Genomic DNA, 22506 nt, shown 5'->3' on the forward strand with positions numbered 1-22506 from the left:
ACTTAAACTTATTTAAACAGCTCTAACAGAATACGTTGTGCATTATGCGGTTTTTCACCTTCTTTGGGCTGTGCCCGCAGCCAAGTACCATCACCTTGCAATAACCAGGATTGCTGATTGTCTTTCAAGTAATTCAACAGACCTTGTTGATAGATGCGTTTTTTCAAGGCTTCATCTTCGACCGGGAAACAGGCCTCGACCCGATTAAACAGGTTACGATCCATCCAGTCTGCACTTGAACAGTAAATACGTGAATTGCCATTATTGCTGAAATAATACACGCGGGTATGTTCCAGGAAACGCCCGACAATTGAACGCACCCGGATATTTTCCGACAGACCCGGCAACCCCGGACGCAAACTGCAAATTGAGCGGATAATCAGGTCAATCTGTACCCCGGCCTGAGAAGCCTCATAGAGTTTGTTAATCAATTGCATTTCGGTCAGTGCATTGACTTTGACAATAATCTGCGCCGGTTTCCCTGCTTGAGCATAGGCAATTTCATTATCGATATAGTTAAGTAACTGGGCATGCAAGGTAAATGGCGCATGTAGCAGCTTTTTCAGCTTGGCCATTTTCCCCATACCGGTCAATTCCTGGAAAATACGATGCACATCTTCACACAGATCTTTATCTGTCGTTAATAGACCATAATCGGTATAGATTCGTGCATTGCCGGCATGATAATTACCGGTACCCAGATGCACATAGCGCACCAGTTTGTTATTTTCCCGGCGCACCACCAGAATCATCTTGGCGTGAGTCTTGTAACCAACAATGCCGTAGACCACGACCGCACCCGCTTCTTGCAGGACATTGGCCACCGCAATATTGGATTCTTCATCAAAACGTGCACGCAATTCAATCACTGCGGTGACTTCCTTGCCATTGCGGGCAGCTTCAGCCAGTACCTGCACAATTTCAGAATCTGGCCCACTGCGGTACAAGGTTTGCTTGATCGCCAGCACTTGCGGATCGCGTGCCGCTTCACGTAATAATGAAATGACCGGCGCAAAAGATTCAAAAGGATGGTGCAGCAAAATATCCTGTTTCTGCATCGCACTAAAAATATTTTCAGATTTTTTCAGTACTTTAGGAATAATGGGAGTATGCGAGTCATAACGTAAATGCGGACGTTTAAAGTTAGATAGCAAACGTGCCAGATTGACCGGGCCCGCGACTTTATAAAGCTGCTCGTCGTCCAGATCAAATTCATTCAGTAGATATTCATAAATATGCTGCGGACAATTTTCTGTCACTTCCAGACGCACGGCGCGGCCAAAACGGCGTGAACTGAGTTCGCCTTTGAGTGCCTTGGCTAGATCTTCAACATCTTCATTCAAGGCTAAATCGGCATTTCGGGTAACACGGAACTGATAACAGCCAGTCGCCGTCATCCCCGGGAACAGATCAGACACATGCTCATGAATAATCGCCGACAGCATCACATGATGTTCTTTTCCATCGGTCAGTTCATCCGGTAAACGTACCACGCGTGGCAGTGAACGCGGTGCGGGTACCACAGCCAGATCAATCTGACGGCCAAAAGCATCTTTCCCTTCCAATGTGACAATAAAGTTCAGTGATTTATTCACCAACCGTGGGAATGGATGCGCAGGGTCCAGGCTGATCGGCGTGAGAACCGGCGCCACTTGCTCCTGAAAATATTTTTTAATCCAGGCAGATTGTGCCGGAGTCAGCTCACCACGGCGCAAGAAGCAAATATCTTCCTCACGCAGTTTTGGCAAAATTTCTTCATTTAAAATACGGTACTGGCGTTCAATGGCGGCATGTGCTGTTTTAGAAATCTGTTCTAAAACCTGCTTTGGAGTCAAGCCATCCGGACTCCGACTTTCATTATCCAGATCCAGCTGTTCCATCATTCCTGCGACCCGGATTTCAAAAAACTCGTCCAGATTACGCGAGAAAATCAACAGGAAATTCATGCGTTCGAGCAATGGATGTAAAGGATCGACAGCCTGTTCCAGGACACGTAAATGGAAGTCTAGGATAGACAGTTCGCGATTAATATAACGATCATTATATGTATATTCGGGCTGTGCTGAAGTTGTGCTGGCTGCCGTATTCATATCAAACCTATGCGGATTTAAAATTGTGCTTATCCCTCCAAGTATGCTTCAAATTGATGACAATTTCATAAAAAAAGCCCAAATAATTGGGCTTTCTCTTCAAATCATCAATTAAGGTAATTCTGCATAACGCATATAGCGCTGAATCATCCGCTTACGAGCATTTAATGCAGAGGAATTGCGATGATCCTGGAAATATTTCGGATTGGTCAAAATGGCAGCCAGAAAGATGGCTTGATCGCGGGTCAGGCTTTGTGCGGTTTTACCGAAATAATGTTTGGCCGCTGCTTCAACGCCGTAGATATTATCCCCGAACTCGATCGAGTTTAAATAGACTTCCAGAATTCTTTCTTTCGACCACATGCGTTCCATCATCCAGGTCGCGACTGCTTCCTGACCTTTACGCACAAAGGAACGCTTGTTGACGAGGAACAGGTTTTTCGCCAATTGCTGGGAGATTGTCGAACCACCGGCCACTACACGGCCCTGATTTCTGTTTTTATTCAGCGCAGTTTGAATTCCGTCCCAGTCAAAACCATGGTGATGAATAAATTTTCCATCTTCCGCAGTGACGATGGCACGTTTCAGATTCAGGCTGATTTCGTCATAGGGACGCCATTGATGCTGAATCGCTTTGGAAGGTTCTGTCCAGTAATCAATCCGCATCATCATGGTGGTGTTCACCGGATTGGTTCGCCACCAGGCCAGACTGGCAAAGATCCACAATTGAACCAGCAGAATCACACTGACGATGACGAGCATCGTGCGGATCAGAAAGGCTTTCATGTCAGTGCGTTACTCCTGAAAATTTAATTTTTCGTGTTAAGCTTATTCGAAATATACAATCACAGCAAAAAAATAGCATGTCTGAATACTCTCCCCCTGTCGAACATCGCAAACTTGAAATGCATCTCTGGTGGATCACCGCCATTTTAATCGGGATCAATGTTGGATTATTTGGCTGGCAAGCCATGCATGGCATGGATGTTAGCCAGCCGAGTACCCGAGACGCTATTCTCTGGGGTGCCGATTATGCACCTTTAACCTATTTAGCGGAACCCATGCGCTTGTTTAGCAGCATGTTTTTTCATTTTGGCCTGATTCACCTGATGTTGAATATGTGGGCCTTGTATATTTTTGGTAGTGTTGCCGAACAACTGTTTGGCCGGATGTATTTTATTGGCCTGTATGTGTGTGCCGGATTAATGGGCAGCCTGCTCAGTGGCTATATGAATATTCAAGACAGCTATAACCTGATTGAAGGCGGTGTGGCCAATCCCGATTTATTGCCTGCAGTCAGTGCCGGCGCATCCGGTGCCGTGATGGGACTCGGGGCTTCACTGACGGTGCTGGCCTTATTGCCAATGCTGCCACAGCAACGTTTTATTCTGGATAAAAAAACCCTAGTGATGGTGATGGGCCTAAACCTCGCGCTGGGTTTTATGATCAGCGGAATCAACAATGCCGCACATATTGGCGGCATGCTGATGGGGGCTTTTCTCACCTTGCTCTGGTACATCGGTCAAAAAATGCAGCGTAGCCATCTGTTCAATCTGATTGCCCTGCTTGTCGGTTTCGGCATTTGTGTGCTGCTTTATCAACATAACTTGGCCTTACTCGAACCCATTCGCCCACTGTGGCAAGAGATTCTGGAAATGATGCAACAGCAATTAAAACTTTAACTCTCAGCCAGTTAAAACCACGGAGATGAATCTTATTGATTCATCTCGCGCAAGCTTTGTAAGGGCGGAATCTCTGACAGATAACTCAGGCGATAACGGCCAATCAGCGCACATAAAGCGGTCATAAAGATTGGTAGGATAATCCAGATTTCCCAATGTGGCTGAATCATCAAATCCATTTTATAGCTGGCAATCGCGCTGATCACTTCGGCAAATAGGCAGGAAACAATTCCGGCAAACAGTCCGATAAAACCAATTTCCAGACTCATCATGGTTTTCAGTTTCTGCTTGGAACTACCGAATGATCGTAGCAAAGCCACTTCACGTTTGCGTTCATCCATCAACAGGTTCAAACAGGCCATCAGCACCAGAAAACCGGAAATGCTGACCAGTACCGCCAGAATCGTCACGATTTGCACCAGCACATTCACAATGCGTTTGATCTCTTCCAGAATCAGGCTGACATCAATAAAGACCGTGTTGGAAAATTGCTGGATCACAGGGACCAGTTTGCCTTTATCTGTTTCCGGGACATAAAAACTGCCCAGATAACTGCCGGCATTGGCATCCATGCTATTCGGTGCAAAGATAAAGAAGAAATTCGGGCTAAAACTTTCCCATTCGACGGTTCTTAGATTAACGACTTTAGCTTCCAGTATCCCTTCTGGCAGACTGAAACTGAGTTTATCTCCGATCTTGATCCCTAGCTCTTCGGCAGTATTGACTTCGACCGATACGGTGCCGACTTGTTTTAATACCGCGTCACCACTGACAATCACATTATCTTGTGGATAGCTATTTGACTGGGTCAGATTCAGTTCACGTCTTAAGGTATTGCTGCTTTTCACCAGTTCCTCGGCAAAAGGCTGATCATTTTTGGCGACCAGACGCCCACGGACATTTGGATACAGTGGCGTGCTTTTCCAGCCATTCTGCTCAAGTTGAGCTTTCAGGTCTGGCATATCAAAAGGCGGTAAACCATAAACAAACTGGTTCGGCGTACCTTCCGGTAACTGTTGCTGCCAGCGATCCAGCAGATCAGTACGCAAGACTGCCAATACTGTAATCAGGCTCAAGCCCAAGGCTAAAGCCGTAATCTGCAAAGCAATCTGAGAAGGTGTGCGTACATAGGCTGACAGATTCAACTTCATATTCCGCAGCAGTTTCAACATCCCCCATACCGTCAGATACAGCACTGCACATAACACAATAATCGCGCCAATCACCCAGGCGGTCAGCAGCAAGTTTTCAGTCAAAATCACACTAAAAATAATCAGGCTGAGCGTTCCAGTCAGCAGCATCCACAGCATGGATTGCACTGATTTTTCCTGCTGGCGGATCACCCGAATTGGCGGGGTATTCAGCAATTGCAACAAGCTTGGCATGACAAAGCCGAGTAACACCACGGCACTGGTCAGCATCGCGACTGGCAATGGTCCGAGCAACATTGCCAGGGCTGAAAATTCAATCTGCAAATTTGGAATCAGCTGCAACATCAATTGCAACAGTCCATAACCCAGACTGATCCCGACCACGGTACCAATTAGCATCGCAATTAACAGCACCATCCCGAGTAAAGCCAGATAAGCCGACAGAATCTGCTGCTTGGTGGCACCGATACAACGCATCAAGGCAATATTATCCTGATTCTGCTGCACATAACGCTGTGCGGTTAAGGCTATGGCAATCCCGCATAATAGAATGGTCAGAATATTGGCCAGTTGCAGGAAAGTGTCCAGATTGGCGATTGGCTTCATCAAGCGGGTATTGCCTTCACTGGCATTGCGTAACCTGAGACTGCTTTGCTCCTCAAACTCCTGCCCTTGCACTTCCGCTGGCGTTTCAGCCGAGCCGTTTGCTGACTTGACCTGCTGCTTGAATAAGGCTTCATATTGTTGGGTATCGTCTGGACGGCCAGCCATGAGTAAGCGATATTCAATCCGGCTCCCTACCTGAATCGCATTGGTTCGTGCGACATCTGCCTGGGAAATAATTACGGTCGGCGAAAATCCGGAAAATCCAAGTTCCTGATTGGAGTCCTGTTCAATCTTGGCGGTGACTTTAAACGCCGCATCGGCAATATTGAGCTGATCCCCCAGTTTGACTTTGAGCAAATCCATGGCTCGTGGACTGAGCCAGATTTCACCAGACTGAATCGATTTTTTTGCCGGTTGCACCCGCAGTTCACCACGCAAAGGAAAAGGCTGATCTATGGCTTTGACATTGACCATGACAAACTGCGCATCGGTATAGGCCATACTGCTAAAGAAAGTGACGTTTGACTGCTTTAAATCCAACTGCTTGGCCTGATCACGCCACTGCTCCGGCAAAGGCTCATTATCTGAAAGCACCAGATCACCGGCCAGCATTTCTGCTGCCTGCAAGGCGACTGCATTTTGGATCTGCTCATTACTAAATTTAAGTGCAGTGGTCGCGCTAATTGCCAGCGTTAAGGCAATAATCAGCAGATAAATCCCGGTCGTTTTAAAGCTTTGCGTCAGTAAAGGACGAAATAACGGATTCATTTCATCCTCCACTCGGATGTTCAATCAGCTCGCCATTCAGCAATTCAAAATGCCGCTGGCACTGCTGCGCTAGTTTGCGGTCATGCGTGACCAGCACCAAAGTCGTCCCCAGTTCCCGATTCAGTTGAAAGAGTAGTTGTTCAATTTCTTTGGCAGTTTCGCCGTCGAGGTTACCCGTGGGTTCATCGGCAAAAATGATTTTTGGTTCACTAACCAGTGCACGAGCGATGGCTACACGTTGCTGCTCTCCCCCGGACAATACTTTTGGGGTTTGCTGCGTCTGTCGATCCAGACCAACTTTATGTAGTAATGCCAACGCCTTTTGCTCAGCTTCTGCATATTTAAAACCAGGTTGCAAACGTAATGGCAGCATTACATTTTCAAGTGCAGTCAGGTGCGGTAAGAGCTGAAAAGACTGAAAGACAAACCCGATATTTCTTAAACGTACCAGTGCACGTTGTTCTTCATTCAAGTTAGACACTGATTCGCCACAGACCATAAGCTGACCTGAACTTGCCTGATCCAGTGTCGCCAGAATACCCAGTAATGTGGATTTTCCGGAACCGGAACGACCGGTAATTGCCACTTGTTCTCCGGCCTGAATATCCAGATCAAGATCCTCAAAAATGGTGAGCTGTTTTTGTGAAAGTTGTATCTTTTGTGTCAATTTCTGGGCAGAAATAATAGCCTGTGGCATGATGGTCGAATCGTTGCTGCTTTGAATCATACGTGTCCTATATGAAAGATCTTAATCAGAAAACTCGGCTATTGCCTTACTTTTTTTTGCTCAGTCTGTGCCTGTTACCTCTTGGGGTTTCAGCAAAGACGATTATGATTTTAGGTGATAGTTTAAGTGCAGGTTATGGTATCCAGCCCCAGCAAGGTTGGGTACATTTATTACAAAAGCGTTTAGAGCAACAGTATCCGAAACAGCATAAAGTGGTCAATGCAAGTGTCAGTGGCGAAACCACCAGCGGAGCGCTGGCCAGACTGCCAAAGCTATTGCAGACGCATCGTCCAGACCTTGTGGTGATTGAGTTAGGTGGCAATGATGGCTTACGTGGACAACCACCGCAAATGATTCAAAAAAATTTAGCCAGCCTGATTCAGCAGAGCCAGAAAGCCAAGGCCAAGGTCATCGTCTTTGGCATAAAAATGCCGCCGAATTACGGGCAGGCCTATAGCAAGGCTTTTGAAAATAATTATAAAGTGGTGAGTCAGCAATATAAGGTGAAGTTATTGCCCTTCTTTATGCAGGGTGTCGCCGGTAATAAAACATTGATGCAAAAGGATCTGATTCATCCAAATGCTAAAGCACAGACAATCCTGTTAAATAATGCTTATCCATACATTAAAGGCGCTTTATAAAGCGCCTTTAACTTATTTTAGAATATATTTAGATGAATCGTGATTAGAAATCGAAGAATGTCACTTCACCAGTTTCCAGTGAATATTCAGCACCCACGACTTTTAGTTTTCCTTGTCCAATCAGGTTTTCCAGAACGGCTGAACCGTGACGCAACTGATTCACCGAAGCAAATACGTTGGAACGTACTGCATGCTTGGACAATTTTGCCAAGTCATTTTTCAGTTCAGTCTGCATTAAGGTTTCAACTGAAGGGCGTACGCGGTTCACAATCGACATCAGGTTTGCCGATGGCGGGCAATCCGGGCACATCAAGGTATCAATGGTGGCTTTAATCGCACCACAGTGACTGTGACCTAACACCACCACAATCGCGCAATCATAACGTGCCGCGGCAAACTCAACACTGCCGACCTGTGAAGGTGCAACAATATTACCTGCAACACGAATCACAAAAAGATCGCCGAGACCCTGATCAAAAACCATTTCGGCTGGAACGCGCGAATCTGAACATCCCAAAACAATCGCAAACGGATTCTGATCCTCTGCCATTTCTGCGCGCTGTTGGTGGCTAAGTTGTTTTGGATGCGTGGTATCGCCACTGACAAAACGTTGGTTACCCTGTCTAAGACGTTCTAAAGCTTCTTGAGCTGTGAGCATTCTTTTCTATCACCGATGTTTTTAGTGGGAATATCTTACTGCCAGTTTTTTTGAATGTCACTTGCAAAAAATCTTAGCTGATTAAATTTTTAGCATTTATCTAATTTCATTTCTGCAGAGAATTTATGCGCAATACATCACATTTTCTAGCCATTTAATGCAATCCAGCAAAAAACTAATGGGTGACAAGCGCAAAGATTGATTTAAAATAGAATGAAGAATAATGTTTTTATTTGAATGAAAATTGCAAATTTATAACATGGAAGTATTTTGATTGAGCAATTTGCTCACTGGGTTTGTTTTGGGGAATGGTCAATGAAGAAAATAATAAAATTGCGCTCGAAAATGATTTGTTCAGCCGTGGTTGCCTTAAGCATGGCATTACCGGGCCTGACACATGCTCAAATACTGTTTAGCCAGAAAAATGAAACATCTGCCAAAGTCTTGCAGCAGCATCTGTTGCAGGAACGCAGCCTTGCAGGACTCAAATCCAAAACCCTCAAAATTGGCGAGGTCACCTGGAGCTATAGCGAAGGCGGTGCCAAGAATAAACCATCCATTCTACTGATTCATGGTCTGGCCGGCACGCGCGACAACTGGAACCGGGTCGCCCAGTTTCTGACGCCCTATTATCATGTCATTATTCCGGATCTGCCAAGCAACGGTGATACCAAAATTCCGGACAATTTTGATGTTTCTGTGCCCAATGTGACGTCCCAATTACGTCTATTTATTGAAACCTTAAATGTGGACGAGAATTTACATATTGCCGGACATTCCTTAGGCGGCTCGATTGCCACAGTCTATGCCTCTCAATACCCTTTCGATACGCAAAGCCTGTTTTTAATCAATAGCGCTGGCCTCTACAAAATGGGGAATACGTCCTATACCAAAGACCCACAGGCCTTAAAAGATCTCATCGTCAGCAAGCCCGGTGATCTGCAAGATGTTTCCAAACAGCTGATGCAGAACCCGCCGGTGATTCCTTATCAGTTACGACATGCACAGGAAAAACTGCTGATTTCACGCGCTGAACAAACCAGTAAATCGATTGATCAGGTGGTGATGCTAAACCGGATTTATACACCGGAAACCTTTGCTCGCCTGACCCGCACGGTAGAAGCACCGACCTTGATTTTGTGGGGCAGACAGGATCGGATCATTAATGTCGAAGTAGTCAAAGAGCTACATGCCCTGCTGAAACGTGCCGAGAAGCCAGTGATTTTAAATAATGTCGGGCATATGCCGATTCTTGAAGCAGAAAAACAGGTTGCACAACATTATTTGCCTTTTCTGGCCAAGACGCAGACCCTAAAAAACCCGCTTGCTGATAAACTCATTCCTTTAAATTAAGTTTCAGAGATGCTATGCAGAAACACCCGATGATTGAGCAGTTGATCGATGCTCAACTTGATTTTCTCGATCAGGCATTTTCTCAATCTGAAACGATTCAAAGCGAGTTTCATGCATTTTATTTGTGGCTGCGTAAACAGACGCTAAAAGAGCTGTGGAGCTGTGAACTGATCAATCAGCTTTTACAAAAACAGATTCTGGGTACTGTAGCCAGCAGCTTTCTGATTGAACAGATTGCCGAGCATATCCGTTTTGCATTGGTGCATCCGGCCAATGATACCACCACGATTGCCGATCTGATTCCAGTCCTGACCGTCGATAAAATCGCCCAGTATGTGGCCAGCAAAAGTGGCCATCGTCAGCGTCTGATTAAAACCGTCGTGAATAATCCGGCATTTTCAGCCATGATTACCCAATTGATCCAGCATTCCATTCAGGATTATATGGATAACTCCATGATTGCCAAAAGCGTGCCCGGAGTTTCCCGCTTTATGAAAATGGGCAAATCCGTTCTGGAAAATGTCACCGATACCAACCTCGATAGCACCATTGCACGTTATCTGCAAAAGAACATTCTGAAGCTCAGCCAGATGAGTGAGCATGTACTGAACCAGCATTTTGACGACGAGAAACTCTATCATTTTCAGGCCAATCTCTGGCATAAAATCAAGGACATGCCAGTATCGGTCTTGAAGAATTATATTGAGCTGCAGGACCTGAATCAGACAGTCGGCTTAGGGCATGACATCTGGGATCACATACGTCAGACAGACTATCTGCAGCAGCAAGTGCATGACGGAATTCATACCTGGTATGTCCGCAATCAGGAACATACTTTTGATCAGTTATTACGTGATTTGAATATTGATGAAGCGCTAATTCAGAATGAATTGCAGCATCTGCTCTGCCCGGTAATCCAGCAAATGGTTTCTCAACGGCATTTACGTGAGCGTGCACGCATGTATCTGGAACAATTTTATTATCATGCAGATACTTTGAAAATTCTTAAGATTTAAATAAAAAAGCCGCTATAAAGCGGCTTTTTTATATTGTCATTTGCTTAGAATTTTGCATTCAGACTGATACCGTAACGACGACCATCCAATAGTTGATCACCATCAATATCTTCAGCTTTTTCATCCAGTAGGTTATAGACACCAAATTTACCTGTTAGATTCGGACTGAATTTATAGTTAAAGCCGACATCTACAAATTGGTAACCTGGATTTGGCTGAGCCATAGAGGTACGGCTCAAGTAAGCAGAGGTTTCAGAACGATGGTGCAAGCGGCTCCATACATTGAGTGCCTCATTTAGCTCATAATCCACACCAATATTAAACATGTGTTCCGGCATCTGGTTCAGTGGCTGGCCTTTAAAAGCACCTGACTTAAACTCTGAATCAGTATAAGTATAGTTTGCAGTCAATGTCGTGTAATCATTCAGACTGGCTTCTACCGTTGCTTCTACACCACGAATTTCCGCTTCATCTACATTAATCCGTTCACTAATAAAGTAGAATGGAATATCCCCTTCGAAGCATTTCCAGTTCTGCCAGTTATTACGGTTTGTCGTTGTGCCATCAGTATCGGTTTCGCAGGCACGAACTTCCGTTATACGGTCTTCATATTTAGTGATAAAGCCAGTCAACGATGTATTGATATAATCATTTTTCCAGTTGAAACCCAATTCAGTAGATACACTTGATTCAGGTTCTAAATCTGGATTAGCACGGATGATGCCACGGCCTGTTGCTAAGGGTGAACCACCGCCACCCGTGACGCTATAGAACCCTTCTGTGGCTGCACGAATATCAGGCTGTTTATACCCCGTAGCTACACCGCCTTTTACCACAAAATTGTCATTTACCGCGTACACTCCATACAGTCGTGGTGATAAATGGCCACTATAGTTTTCATCATGGTCATAACGTAAGCCGGTGGTTAAATCGAAATGATCCGTAATACTCCAGGTGTCTTCAAGGAAAGCAGCAGCAGACCAACGTGTTAACTCACTAAATTCAGGTGCATTAGGATTACGGTTAGTCGCTTTATCGACCAGTTTTTCATCTTTAAGATATCCCCCGAATGACAGCGTATGATCACCTAAGGCTAAGTTCCATTGACTGTTCGCTGTCCAGGTATCCAGGGTAATCCCTTTGGTGCCGAGTTCAGTATTGCCACGATCCGGATTTTTTGAATTTTCATATTGAATATAAGATGAACTGTCCAAGTTATCGCTATAACGGCCATTATGGGTTACTGAATAAACATTACGATAATTACGCGAGAATGAATCTGCAGCGCCTTGAGCAGGTGCTACCGTTTTCCCTACAGACGTAGTTGATTCCTGCTGCACAAAATTGGCTTCAACTTGTACATCATGATCATCATTAATGGCATAGCTCAGACGTGAATTTAAGCTTTCACGTTCTGTCCCACGGAAGCCGCCAACATAATGATCTTCATTACGTTCCTGCTTATTGACTGCCAGCTGCAAGCCCAGCTTGTCTGCAATCAAAGGACCCGCAAGATATGCAGAAGCATTTTTGATATCACCTGAACGGCTACTGTCCTGAATGATGGTTCCTAATTCGACATGACCAGACCATTCATCAGACACTTTTTTGGTAATGATATTGACTACCCCGCCCATAGCATCCGTACCATAGAGTGTAGAAGCTGGTCCACGGATCACTTCAATACGTTCAATTGCTGAAATAGGTGGCAGAATATTTTTCTCAAAACCACCATCGTCTCCATTCGGATTGACATCCTTGCCATATTGACGCTTACCATCGACCAGAAACAAGGTGTAGTTTGAACTCATGCCTCGAATACTGATGGTCTGTGCAGAACCTGCACCTGAAACTACGACCCCAGGCGTATTACGTAGCACATCAGTAATATCGTTGTATTCACGTTTATCTAATTCTTCACGATCAATCACGGTAATGGAAGCTGGTGCTTTAGCCAAATCTTGTTCATAACCTGTTGCGGTCACCACAATCGTTTGCAATTTAGTCGCTTCCGCCTGTGGAACAACAACTTCTACTGCAGATATATTTCCCGCCATGGCTGTGAGTACAGCAAATGCCAAAGTTGTTTTTAAGAATGGCTTATTCATACCTTGCGCGCCCCAATATTTATGAAGAAATCATGTTTATTCGGTTGCGAAGTGTAACAGCTTTCTACTCAAATTCAATTGCTATTGATAATTATTATCATTAATATTTACTAAATTTTAAGCCAGATATAAAAAAACCTCGAAAGTTCGAGGTTTTTTTATATGCTATAAATGAACTGTTATATAGAACAGCTTATTTCATATACGCACCTTCAGACTGACTATGATCCGTTTCATCAACGACATTCATCAATTCAGGAATATGCTGTTTTAGCGTTGTTTCTACGCCTTGTTTCAAGGTGATATCAATCGCTGAACAGCCCTGGCAACCACCACCAAATTTAAGTACAGCGGTTAAACCTTTTTCAGGGTCTTCTTTGACTTCAACCAGTGCACAGTTACCGCCATGGCCTGCCAGACCCGGGTTAATTTCAGACTGCAAGACATAGGTAATACGCTCTTCTACCGATGCATCTGGCCCCACGCGTGGCACTTTAGAGTTCGGCGCACGGAAGGTCAACTGACCACCAAAACGGTCTTTGTTGTAGTCAATCACGGCATCGAGTAAATACGGAATAGATGGCGAGTCGATAAAAGCAGGGAAATCAGGATATTCCTGCTTATAATCTGTCGGTACAACTTCATCAGGTGCACTATAGGCCATGCAACATTCAGCGCGAGGAGTACCTGGATGCTCTACAAAAACACGCACACCAATACCCGGGGTGTTCTGTTTATCCAGTAGATCCTTTAAATACTCTTGTGCTGTTGGTGTAATCAATAAGTTGGGAATTTCACCAACAACTGGAGTGCTGCTGTTCTCAGTCGACATAACAATAATTTCCTCAAGCTCAAGCGGCCATTTTAACTGAAGATGCGGGGTAATTTTTAAAAATCAACTAAAATTGTCGGATTTATTATAAAAGTACAACTTTAGCTCAATTTTAATGGCATGATAATTGGCAAATAGGCACCATTAGAATCATTTATATGCTTGATTTACCTTTTAATCATACCGTGACCATTATTCTGATCACCTGTATTGTGTCATTTATTGCTTTCTCCAAAGAGACGGTGATGAATCGCCTGATTTTCTGGCCGCCGGCACTGCAACGTGGACAATACGACCGCTTTATTACGCATGGCTTTATCCATGCGGATGGTGCACATCTGTTGTTCAACATGATTACCCTGTTCTTCTTCGGCAGCGTGATTGAAAGCTTTTATCGTCAATATCTGTATGACCTGGGTTTTATCCTGTTTTACCTCGGTGGTCTGATCGCAGCGATTCTGCCAAGTTACCTGAAGCATAAAAATGATGCGCGCTGGGCCAGTCTCGGCGCTTCCGGTGCAGTCTCGGCTGTACTGTTTGCCTATATTCTGTTTGAACCTTGGAAGTTGATCTTTGTGTTCTTCATTCCGGTTCCTGCCATTATTTTTGCTGTGCTGTATGTAGCTTATAGCATCTGGTCAGGCAAAAAAGGCAATAGCAACATTAATCACAGCGCGCATTTATGGGGAGCGGCTTACGGGGTGGTCATGACGATTATTCTGGAGCCACGCCTGATTCCGCATTTCCTGAATAAACTGATGCAAGTTCCATTTTAATTAGGGTTATTTAATGATAAGAGAATGAGGCTATATATGAATTGAACCTCATATTTCTACTAAAAATTGATAAGAGAGCTGCTGCTCTCTTATTTGTTTGAAACATCTAGTAATATATTAGAAAGTCATGATGTCACTTAATGCCAATCTTGGACTGAATTTTGCAGCGATAATATATACATATGTATATTAATTATTGTCATTCTCGAGATATTTTGCATGTCCACTACACCAGACGGTCTTCAATTTCCTCTTCAGTCTCAGCAACAAAAACCAAGTAGCTCTAAAGCAGGGCGCGCAATCATCGCGGCAGCGCTAGCCAATGTCGATTCATGCAGTTCTCAACAGGCACAATCAGAAAAAAACTGGCGCAAACACTACACAGTACATTTTAAGCAGCTGGTCGAGCAAGGATTAAGTTCCCCTGAATCCAGCTTGAAAATTGCCGAAGATGGATTGGCAAAAGCACATCAGACTTTTGAATTTTACCGTGATGGTCAAAAGTATGTATTACAAGATGCTTTAACTCTGCCCGCGGGTCAGTTGCATACCTTCAAGCTGACAGGTAATAGCAAATCGGCACCAGAATGGTATGTGCCTTACCACGGTCAAAAGCTGCAAGGTGACGCCTTATTGGAGCAGATTGAGCGCTGGGAAAGCCAAGGCATCGTGGAAACCAGTCATGCCAATGCCCTACGTGAATGTGTGGTGCATCCTGAATGGTTTGATCTTTCCGATCGAACCACGGTGCTGTTTGGTGCAGCATCTGAAGCCGGTCCTCTGACCTGGCTGGCGAAATGGAAAGCCAATATTGTAGCGATTGATCTGCCGAATACCCGTGTATGGGGCAAGATTGTTGATACCATCAACCAAGGCAATGCCACGCTGTATGCGCCATGTACTGAAGACCTGCCTGCTGATACTTCACTTGATATTTTAAAAGAAAAAATGGGCGCAAATTTGCTCACCCAGATTCCTGAAATTGCCACATGGCTATTACAGTTTGAGCAGGACCTAGATCTGGCTGCAATTGCTTATCTGGATGGTGAAAAGCATGTCCGCGTCTCCATGGCCATGGATGCCATCATGCACTATGTTAGTCAGCAAAAAGCCAATACCAGTCTGATGTACATGTGTACGCCGACCGATGTTTATGCGGTGCCGAGTGAAGTAATCGAAGCCTCTAAAGTGAAATATACTGAACGCTCCAAGGCACAGTCGATCCTTTCTAAAGGTGTTTCAACCTTAAGCCGCAAACACTTTTTCCAGAAAAATGCGCATGAACTGATTCAGTCTGGTGATCAGGTTTATGGTATCTGTGACTGTCTGGTAGTAGAACAAGGCCCGAACTATGCACTGGCAAAACGTATCCAGCAATGGCGTGCTACCTTGGCGCGTGCTCAAGGTCAGCGTGTCAGTATCAATATTGCCCCTTCGACGACCACCTATTCTGTGACCAAGAATCCGCTGCTTAAAGCCGCGTTCAATGGCGCCAGCCTGTTTGATGTTGAAGCTTTCGCGCCTGAAACCACCAATGCGATTATGGCGGCACTATGGATTCATGATCTGCGCAACCCAGAATCGGTGGCCAATCCTGAAGTGAAGCTAAACCATCCGCTTGAATTGATGATGCATGGTGCGAATCATGGCGGTTTGTGGCGAGTCGCCTATCTGGCGCGTACTGCACTGCCTTTTGCTGCCTTATATGGTTTTGCGACAGAGAAGTTGCCAAAAGGATTATTGAGTAAGTTGAAGAAGTAATTTAGTTCCTTCTCTCGAGACTTGTTCTACGTTAGATAAACTTTTATTTAATGTTTATCCCCCTCACCCTTGCGAAGCAGTGCTTCTCATCTCCCTAAGGGAGAGGGAGCTTCCCCAATAGATTCAAATTAGTATTAAGCATCTAAAGAAACGTTTTTTAATAAAATGAATACTATTTAACTTAAACTCTCTATTTGAATAAGTAATGTAATTCCCTCTCTTTCTAGGAGAGGGTTAGGGAGAGGACTTTAAAAACCCAATAAAAAAAAGCTGCCGTAGCAGCGTTTTTTACATCACATCATTTTAGAACACTTTTAACAGTACCCAATACAAACCGCCTGACAGACAGATCGTTGCTGGTAAAGTAAAGACCCAGGCAGACAGAATTGTTTTCACCATCTGGAAATTCAAACCTGACTTGTTCGCCACCATGGTACCTGCTACTGCAGAGTTCAATACATGGGTGGTTGATACCGGCATACCAAAGCCATCTGCTGCCGCAATGGTTGACATCGCAACAAGTTCGGCAGACATACCCTGACCATAAGTCATATGCTGTTTACCAATACGCTCCCCGACAGTCACGACAATACGCTTCCAGCCGACCATCGTACCCAGACCAAGCGCCAAGGCTGTCGCCACTTTCACCCAGGTCGGAATGTATTGCAGGAATGAATCCAGATTGTCGCGGTATTCATCTACTGTTTTTTCCTGTGCAGCACTCATTGCCGGTAAAGCTTCTGCTTTATCCAGACGTTTAAATGCTGTAGTGCTCAGGTACATGTCATTACGGAATTCAGATACTTGAGCTTCAGGAACATCCTTAATGCTGGTATAGCTACCAACTTTTTCACCCAGATGATCCGTCAAGCTTGCCAATGCAGGCACGACTTCAGGGGTAATTTCCTTGGTCTGAATGTACTTGGTGATCACATCACGGGCTTGTTCATCCGGAATGTCCTGATGATTTGGATAGATCACATCCGCTGTTTGTGCAGATAACTGACCAAAAGACTGAATATGTTGTGCATCCAGATTCTTGTTCAGCGAGTACGCTAAAGGTACACAGCCGATCAGGATCAGCATGATCAGGCCCATACCTTTTTGACCGTCATTTGAACCATGGGCAAAGCTCACCCCAGTACAGGTAAAGATCAGCATGGCACGAATCAATGGTGGCGGTGGCTTGTTACCTTCAGGTGGCTGGAACAGTTCCAGTTGACGCTTGAAGATTTTTTTCACCAGCAGGAACACAATCGCAGCAAATGCAAAACCGATTAAAGGCGAGAATAACAGCGCCTTACCGACTTTCATCACCTGTTCCATGTCTATACCTGAAGCGCCAGTACCGGCATTCAGAATATAGTTCATGATGCCCACACCCAGAATCGAACCGATCAGGGTATGTGAACTGGATGCCGGAATACCGAGGAACCAGGTTCCCAGATTCCAGAGAATTGCCGCGATCAGCATGGCAAAAACCATGGCAAAACCTGCTCCGGAGCCGACATTCATGATCAGCTCGACTGGCAATAACGCAATAATGCCGTAAGCGACCGCACCACTGGCGACCATAACCCCAAGGAAATTACAGAAGCCGGCCCACATCACTGCGACAGGAGCTGAAAGTGCATTGGTATAAATGACTGTGGCCACAGCATTGGCGGTATCGTGAAAGCCATTGACGAACTCAAAGCTCAACGCAATAAAAAGTGCCGTCGCTAACAAAATAACTGAATACAAGCCCAAGGCCGGTACATGCGCTAAATCTGCAGACAACTGGAAGCCGATATAAATCAGCGTAGTGATAATAAGAGTCAGGAACACCGGCATAAAAAATTTCGGTGTTGGCACATGAACATTGGTCGACTTTTGGGAAGCCGACCCGTGTGCTGAATCTACGGGAATTTGATTAGGATTCATGCAAGCAGGAATAGAGGATTCAAGAATCCCCATATTGTTCAGTTAAATTGTGACAATTATATGACAAACTGCTGTCATATGAAGCAATTATTTGGATTTTCTTGCTGCTATTCGTCCTGTTTAATTCCGACTAAAACGTTAGATTTTGATTTTACAAATCATTTACTTAAGATAAAATTCCAGCTTATTTAAGCTTAATAACCGAACATATTTTGCTACCAAAACGATTTAAGCCCTACTGTCATCAAGCTAAGCAAAAGTTTCATTTGCACAGCATAAGCCATCAATATGACAATTTCATGAATGAAAGCATCAGCTTAATTTTCTGATCCTGTTTCTTGTCTGAAAGACATCGAATCAGATGTGAGATTGCAATATTTTCTGATCCGGATGTTAAAACTTGTTGTTTTTATAGATGACTTATCAAATTTTCATATCATGCTTATCCATCATTCTGAGCAATCTCAGCAGAAATCAGCCAACTAATCTGCTAAGATTAGCGTCGTTTTTTTTGATTTCTGCTGAGAAAGTTTGAATGTCTACACTTACCACTTTAAAAGAACTTCTTGCCAAAAGAATTTTAATTATCGATGGTGCGATGGGTACCATGATCCAGCGCCATAAACTGGAAGAAGCCGATTATCGTGGTGAGCGTTTTGCTGACTGGGCCTATGATCTCAAAGGTAATAATGATTTGCTGGTACTGACTCAGCCACAAATCATTCAAGGCATTCATGAAGCTTACTTGGAAGCTGGTGCCGACATTATTGAAACCAACACCTTTAACGGTACCCGCGTTTCAATGTCGGATTACCACATGGAAGATCTGGTTCCTGAAATTAACCGTGAAGCAGCGCGTCTGGCCAAAGAAGCCTGTGCCAAATATTCAACGCCTGAAAAACCACGCTTTGTGGCAGGTGTGATTGGTCCGACATCGCGTACCACTTCTATTTCTCCAAACGTGAATGACCCGGCGTTCCGTAACATCACCTTTGATGCTTTAAAAGTTGATTATATTGAATCAACCAAAGCTTTGATCGAAGGTGGTGCAGACATCATCCTGATCGAAACCGTGTTCGATACTTTAAATGCCAAAGCTGCCATCTTTGCAGTGAAAGAAGTCTTTAAAGAATTGGGCTATGAACTGCCAATCATGATTTCAGGTACGATCACGGATGCATCAGGTCGTACTTTAACCGGTCAAACCGCTGAAGCCTTCTGGAACTCGATGCGCCATGCAGAACCGTTATCTATTGGCTTTAACTGTGCGCTGGGTGCAGATGCGATGCGTCCACACGTGAAAACCGTGTCTGATGTTGCCGATACCTTTGTTTCAGCGCATCCAAACGCTGGTTTGCCGAATGCCTTCGGTGGATATGATGAAACGCCGGAAGAAACTGCCGCATTTATTAAAGAATTTGCAGAAAGCGGTTTAATTAATATTACTGGTGGTTGCTGTGGTACTACGCCGGATCATATCCGCGCGATTGCAAATGCTGTTGCAGGCATTACCCCTCGCCAGATTCCTGAAATTGAACCGGCGTGTCGTTTAAGCGGTTTAGAACCATTTAATATCACCAAAGATTCGTTATTTGTGAACGTCGGTGAACGTACCAACGTCACCGGTTCGAAAAAATTCCTGCGTCTGATTCGTGAAGAAAACTTCGCCGAAGCGCTTGATGTTGCCCGTCAACAGGTTGAAGCTGGTGCGCAGATCATCGACATCAACATGGATGAAGGTATGCTCGATTCACAAGGTGCGATGGTGCATTTCCTGAATCTGATTGCTTCTGAGCCTGATATTTCACGTGTACCCATCATGCTGGATTCTTCTAAATGGGAGATTATCGAAGCAGGCCTGAAATGTGTGCAAGGTAAAGCCGTGGTGAACTCGATTTCCCTGAAAGAAGGTCATGACGAGTTTGTCGAACGTGCCCGCCTCTGCCGTCAATATGGTGCTGCGGTGATCGTGATGGCATTTGATGAAGATGGTCAGGCCGATACAGCTGCGCGCAAAAAAGAAATCTGTAAGCGTTCATATGATGTTCTGGTGAATGAAGTGGGCTTCCCCTCTGAAGATATTATCTTTGACCCGAACGTCTTTGCGATTGCGACCGGTATTGAAGAACACAACAACTATGGCGTGGACTTTATTGAAGCGACTGGCTGGATTAAACAGAACCTGCCAAATGCGATGATTTCTGGTGGTGTGTCGAACGTATCGTTCTCGTTCCGTGGTAACGAACCGGTACGTGAAGCGATTCACTCGGTGTTCCTGTACCATGCCATTCAGCAAGGCATGACTATGGGTATTGTAAATGCCGGTCAGATGGCGATTTACGATGACATCGATAAAGAATTGAAAGAAGCGGTTGAAGATGTTGTTTTAAACCAGAACCAGGGTGAAAGCGGTCAGGAAGCAACCGAAAAACTACTTGCGGTTGCTGAAAAATACCGTGGTCAAAGTGGTACGCAAAAAGCCGAAGAAAATCTTGAGTGGCGTAATGAGTCTGTTGAAAAACGTCTTGAATATGCGTTGGTAAAAGGCATCACGACTTATATCGACCAGGATACTGAAGAAGCTCGTTTAAACTCTACACGCCCACTCGATGTGATCGAAGGCCCATTGATGGCAGGTATGAATGTGGTCGGCGACCTGTTCGGTGCCGGTAAAATGTTCTTGCCGCAAGTAGTAAAATCAGCACGTGTGATGAAACAGGCTGTGGCGTGGTTGAACCCGTTCATTGAGGCCGAGAAAACCCAAGCTGAAGCTAAAGGTAAAATCCTGCTGGCTACGGTGAAAGGTGACGTACACGACATCGGTAAGAACATCGTTGGTGTAGTATTAGGCTGTAATGGTTATGACATCGTGGATCTGGGCGTGATGGTGCCATGCGAGAAGATTCTACAAACTGCGATTGATGAAAAAGTCGATATCATCGGTTTGTCTGGTCTGATTACGCCGTCTCTGGATGAAATGGTGTTTGTTGCCAAAGAAATGCAACGTAAAGGCTTTAACATTCCACTGATGATTGGTGGTGCGACGACTTCTAAAGCGCATACCGCAGTGAAAATCTCACCGCAATACCATAATGATGGCGTGCTCTATACCGCAGATGCTTCGCGTGCCGTGGGTGTAGCAACGCAGTTGCTCTCTCCTGAAATGAAACCAAAACTTTTGGCTGACTATGCAGCGGATTATGAAAAAATTCGTACCCGTCTTGCGAACAAGCAACCGAAAGCAGCGAAATTGTCTTATCAAGAATCTGTTGACAACGGCTTCAAGATCGACTTCGACAAAAATGCACCGGTTAAACCAAACTTCATTGGATCTGAAACTTTCACAAATTATCCGCTTGAAGCTTTGGTGGAATATTTTGACTGGACACCGTTCTTTATTTCATGGAGCCTGGCGGGTAAATTCCCGAAAATCCTTGAAGATGAAGTGGTGGGTGAAGCGGCGCGTGACTTGTATGAACAAGCTCAAGCCATGCTGAAAGACATCATCGAGAATAAACGTTTCGATGCGCGTGCGACGTTTAGTATTTATCCTGCAAACCGTGTAGCAGCAGATACAGTTGCTGTTGTGGATGAAACAGGCAATGTAACTCACAGTTTCGAACACTTACGTCAGCAGTCTGACAAAGTGACAGGTAAAGCGAACTACTCTCTGGCTGACTTTGTTGCACCAAAAGATGTGGCTCAGGATTACTTGGGCGGCTTTACGGTGTCGATCTTCGGTGCGGAAGAACTTTCGCAAGAATACAAAGCCAAAGGTGATGACTATAATGCAATTATGGTTCAAGCCTTGGGTGACCGTTTTGCCGAAGCTTTTGCAGAGCATTTACATCAACGTATTCGTAAAGAGTTCTGGGGTTATCAAGCAGACGAAGCTTTATCAAATGATGATTTGATCAAAGAGAAATATGTCGGCATTCGTCCTGCACCGGGCTACCCTGCTTGTCCTGAACATTCTGAAAAAGCGCCATTGTTTGACTGGTTAGGCACAACCGACAAGATTGGTACGTACTTAACGACAAGTTTTGCAATGTGGCCACCTTCATCAGTCAGCGGTTTCTATTATGCGAACCCTGAAACTGAATACTTTAACGTGGGTAAAATCTCTGGCGATCAGTTGGAAGATTATGCGAAGCGTAAAGGTTGGACGTTAGATGAAGCGAAACGTTGGTTAGCACCGAATTTGGATGATTCTGTGGTGTAATCCCCCTCGATCCCCCTTTTCCAAAGGGGGAAGAATCCATTCGTATCGAATAAAAAATCCCCCTCAATCGAGGGGATTTTTGTTTTTAATCTTTTAATCCCCCTAAATCCTGAGCCTGATCCTAGACAAAATAATGGACAGTACTTCCCTCTAAAGATAACGTAACGTTAACTTTGGAGATCCAAGAAATGG

The 22506-nt window shown here is 44.7% G+C and carries 15 protein-coding genes; 7 read left to right on the forward strand and 8 right to left on the reverse strand.

Annotated features, from left to right (window positions below):
* Nucleotides 1-8: 8 nt before the first annotated feature.
* The gene (gene ppk1 / locus MTX11_RS11050) at nucleotides 9-2090 is read right to left on the reverse strand and encodes a polyphosphate kinase 1 (RefSeq protein ID WP_005246972.1); all 2082 of its coding nucleotides are present in this window, start codon (nucleotides 2088-2090) and stop codon (nucleotides 9-11) included.
* Nucleotides 2091-2201: 111 nt separating this feature from the next.
* A complete protein-coding gene (mtgA, locus tag MTX11_RS11055) occupies nucleotides 2202-2876 on the reverse strand; it encodes a monofunctional biosynthetic peptidoglycan transglycosylase (protein ID WP_004279409.1) in 675 nt (224 codons plus the stop codon).
* Between the two features lie 77 nt (nucleotides 2877-2953).
* On the opposite strand from mtgA, the gene MTX11_RS11060 reads away from it, so the two are divergent.
* Entirely contained in the window at nucleotides 2954-3772 is an 819-nt protein-coding gene (locus tag MTX11_RS11060) for a rhomboid family intramembrane serine protease (protein WP_243475116.1), read from the forward strand.
* 32 nt (nucleotides 3773-3804) lie between these two features.
* Here MTX11_RS11060 and MTX11_RS11065 read toward each other — a convergent pair whose 3' ends face one another.
* Nucleotides 3805-6297 (reverse strand): ABC transporter permease, encoded by a 2493-nt coding sequence (locus MTX11_RS11065; protein WP_243475117.1) that lies wholly within the window; start codon nucleotides 6295-6297, stop codon nucleotides 3805-3807.
* Nucleotide 6298: 1 nt separating this feature from the next.
* Nucleotides 6299-7024, reverse strand: coding sequence for an ABC transporter ATP-binding protein (locus MTX11_RS11070; RefSeq protein ID WP_191111963.1), 726 nt, complete (start codon nucleotides 7022-7024; stop codon nucleotides 6299-6301).
* An 11-nt stretch (nucleotides 7025-7035) separates the two neighbouring features.
* Between MTX11_RS11070 and MTX11_RS11075 the strand changes: the two genes are divergently transcribed.
* Nucleotides 7036-7665: an arylesterase gene (locus tag MTX11_RS11075; protein ID WP_005104662.1), complete on the forward strand. Its 630-nt coding sequence runs from the start codon at nucleotides 7036-7038 to the stop codon at nucleotides 7663-7665.
* A gap of 43 nt (nucleotides 7666-7708) precedes the next feature.
* Here the strand turns inward: MTX11_RS11075 and MTX11_RS11080 are convergent, their stop codons facing one another.
* Nucleotides 7709-8323, reverse strand: a complete 615-nt coding sequence (locus MTX11_RS11080; RefSeq protein ID WP_004646264.1) for a carbonic anhydrase — start codon at nucleotides 8321-8323, stop codon at nucleotides 7709-7711.
* 315 nt (nucleotides 8324-8638) lie between these two features.
* Here MTX11_RS11080 and MTX11_RS11085 point away from each other — a divergent pair, with 315 nt between their 5' ends.
* Nucleotides 8639-9676 (forward strand): alpha/beta fold hydrolase, encoded by a 1038-nt coding sequence (locus MTX11_RS11085; RefSeq protein WP_174894593.1) that lies wholly within the window; start codon nucleotides 8639-8641, stop codon nucleotides 9674-9676.
* 14 nt (nucleotides 9677-9690) lie between these two features.
* Entirely contained in the window at nucleotides 9691-10692 is a 1002-nt protein-coding gene (locus MTX11_RS11090) for a hypothetical protein (RefSeq protein WP_243475118.1), read from the forward strand.
* Nucleotides 10693-10736: 44 nt separating this feature from the next.
* Here MTX11_RS11090 and MTX11_RS11095 read toward each other — a convergent pair whose 3' ends face one another.
* Together MTX11_RS11095 and nfuA are read right to left on the reverse strand one after the other, a co-directional pair.
* A complete protein-coding gene (locus MTX11_RS11095) occupies nucleotides 10737-12800 on the reverse strand; it encodes a TonB-dependent receptor domain-containing protein (protein ID WP_243475119.1) in 2064 nt (687 codons plus the stop codon).
* Between the two features lie 193 nt (nucleotides 12801-12993).
* Nucleotides 12994-13632, reverse strand: coding sequence for a Fe-S biogenesis protein NfuA (gene nfuA / locus MTX11_RS11100; protein WP_044111637.1), 639 nt, complete (start codon nucleotides 13630-13632; stop codon nucleotides 12994-12996).
* Nucleotides 13633-13790: 158 nt separating this feature from the next.
* On the opposite strand from nfuA, the gene MTX11_RS11105 reads away from it, so the two are divergent.
* Entirely contained in the window at nucleotides 13791-14408 is a 618-nt protein-coding gene (locus MTX11_RS11105; RefSeq protein ID WP_004646259.1) for a rhomboid family intramembrane serine protease, read from the forward strand.
* A 219-nt stretch (nucleotides 14409-14627) separates the two neighbouring features.
* The gene (locus MTX11_RS11110; RefSeq protein WP_243475120.1) at nucleotides 14628-16169 is read left to right on the forward strand and encodes a hypothetical protein; all 1542 of its coding nucleotides are present in this window, start codon (nucleotides 14628-14630) and stop codon (nucleotides 16167-16169) included.
* Nucleotides 16170-16472: 303 nt separating this feature from the next.
* Here MTX11_RS11110 and MTX11_RS11115 read toward each other — a convergent pair whose 3' ends face one another.
* A complete protein-coding gene (locus MTX11_RS11115; protein ID WP_243475121.1) occupies nucleotides 16473-18092 on the reverse strand; it encodes an inorganic phosphate transporter in 1620 nt (539 codons plus the stop codon).
* Between the two features lie 535 nt (nucleotides 18093-18627).
* Between MTX11_RS11115 and metH the strand changes: the two genes are divergently transcribed.
* On the forward strand, nucleotides 18628-22314 hold the full coding sequence (metH, locus tag MTX11_RS11120; protein WP_243475122.1) for a methionine synthase: 3687 nt from the start codon (nucleotides 18628-18630) through the stop codon (nucleotides 22312-22314).
* The last annotated feature ends 192 nt before the right edge of the window (nucleotides 22315-22506 follow it).

It is taken from the genome of Acinetobacter lwoffii, from assembly GCF_022809915.1.
GTDB lineage: Bacteria > Pseudomonadota > Gammaproteobacteria > Pseudomonadales > Moraxellaceae > Acinetobacter > Acinetobacter lwoffii_M.

Bases quoted from the DNA above. Each gene is read 5' to 3' on its own strand.
- ppk1 (WP_005246972.1), bottom strand. From the start codon at position 2,090: ATGAATACGGCAGCCAGCACAACTTCAGCACAGCCCGAATATACATAT.
- mtgA (WP_004279409.1), bottom strand. From the start codon at position 2,876: ATGAAAGCCTTTCTGATCCGCACGATGCTCGTCATCGTCAGTGTGATT.
- MTX11_RS11060 (WP_243475116.1), top strand. From the start codon at position 2,954: ATGTCTGAATACTCTCCCCCTGTCGAACATCGCAAACTTGAAATGCAT.
- MTX11_RS11065 (WP_243475117.1), bottom strand. From the start codon at position 6,297: ATGAATCCGTTATTTCGTCCTTTACTGACGCAAAGCTTTAAAACGACC.
- MTX11_RS11070 (WP_191111963.1), bottom strand. From the start codon at position 7,024: ATGATTCAAAGCAGCAACGATTCGACCATCATGCCACAGGCTATTATT.
- MTX11_RS11075 (WP_005104662.1), top strand. From the start codon at position 7,036: ATGAAAGATCTTAATCAGAAAACTCGGCTATTGCCTTACTTTTTTTTG.
- MTX11_RS11080 (WP_004646264.1), bottom strand. From the start codon at position 8,323: ATGCTCACAGCTCAAGAAGCTTTAGAACGTCTTAGACAGGGTAACCAA.
- MTX11_RS11085 (WP_174894593.1), top strand. From the start codon at position 8,639: ATGAAGAAAATAATAAAATTGCGCTCGAAAATGATTTGTTCAGCCGTG.
- MTX11_RS11090 (WP_243475118.1), top strand. From the start codon at position 9,691: ATGCAGAAACACCCGATGATTGAGCAGTTGATCGATGCTCAACTTGAT.
- MTX11_RS11095 (WP_243475119.1), bottom strand. From the start codon at position 12,800: ATGAATAAGCCATTCTTAAAAACAACTTTGGCATTTGCTGTACTCACA.
- nfuA (WP_044111637.1), bottom strand. From the start codon at position 13,632: ATGTCGACTGAGAACAGCAGCACTCCAGTTGTTGGTGAAATTCCCAAC.
- MTX11_RS11105 (WP_004646259.1), top strand. From the start codon at position 13,791: ATGCTTGATTTACCTTTTAATCATACCGTGACCATTATTCTGATCACC.
- MTX11_RS11110 (WP_243475120.1), top strand. From the start codon at position 14,628: ATGTCCACTACACCAGACGGTCTTCAATTTCCTCTTCAGTCTCAGCAA.
- MTX11_RS11115 (WP_243475121.1), bottom strand. From the start codon at position 18,092: ATGAATCCTAATCAAATTCCCGTAGATTCAGCACACGGGTCGGCTTCC.
- metH (WP_243475122.1), top strand. From the start codon at position 18,628: ATGTCTACACTTACCACTTTAAAAGAACTTCTTGCCAAAAGAATTTTA.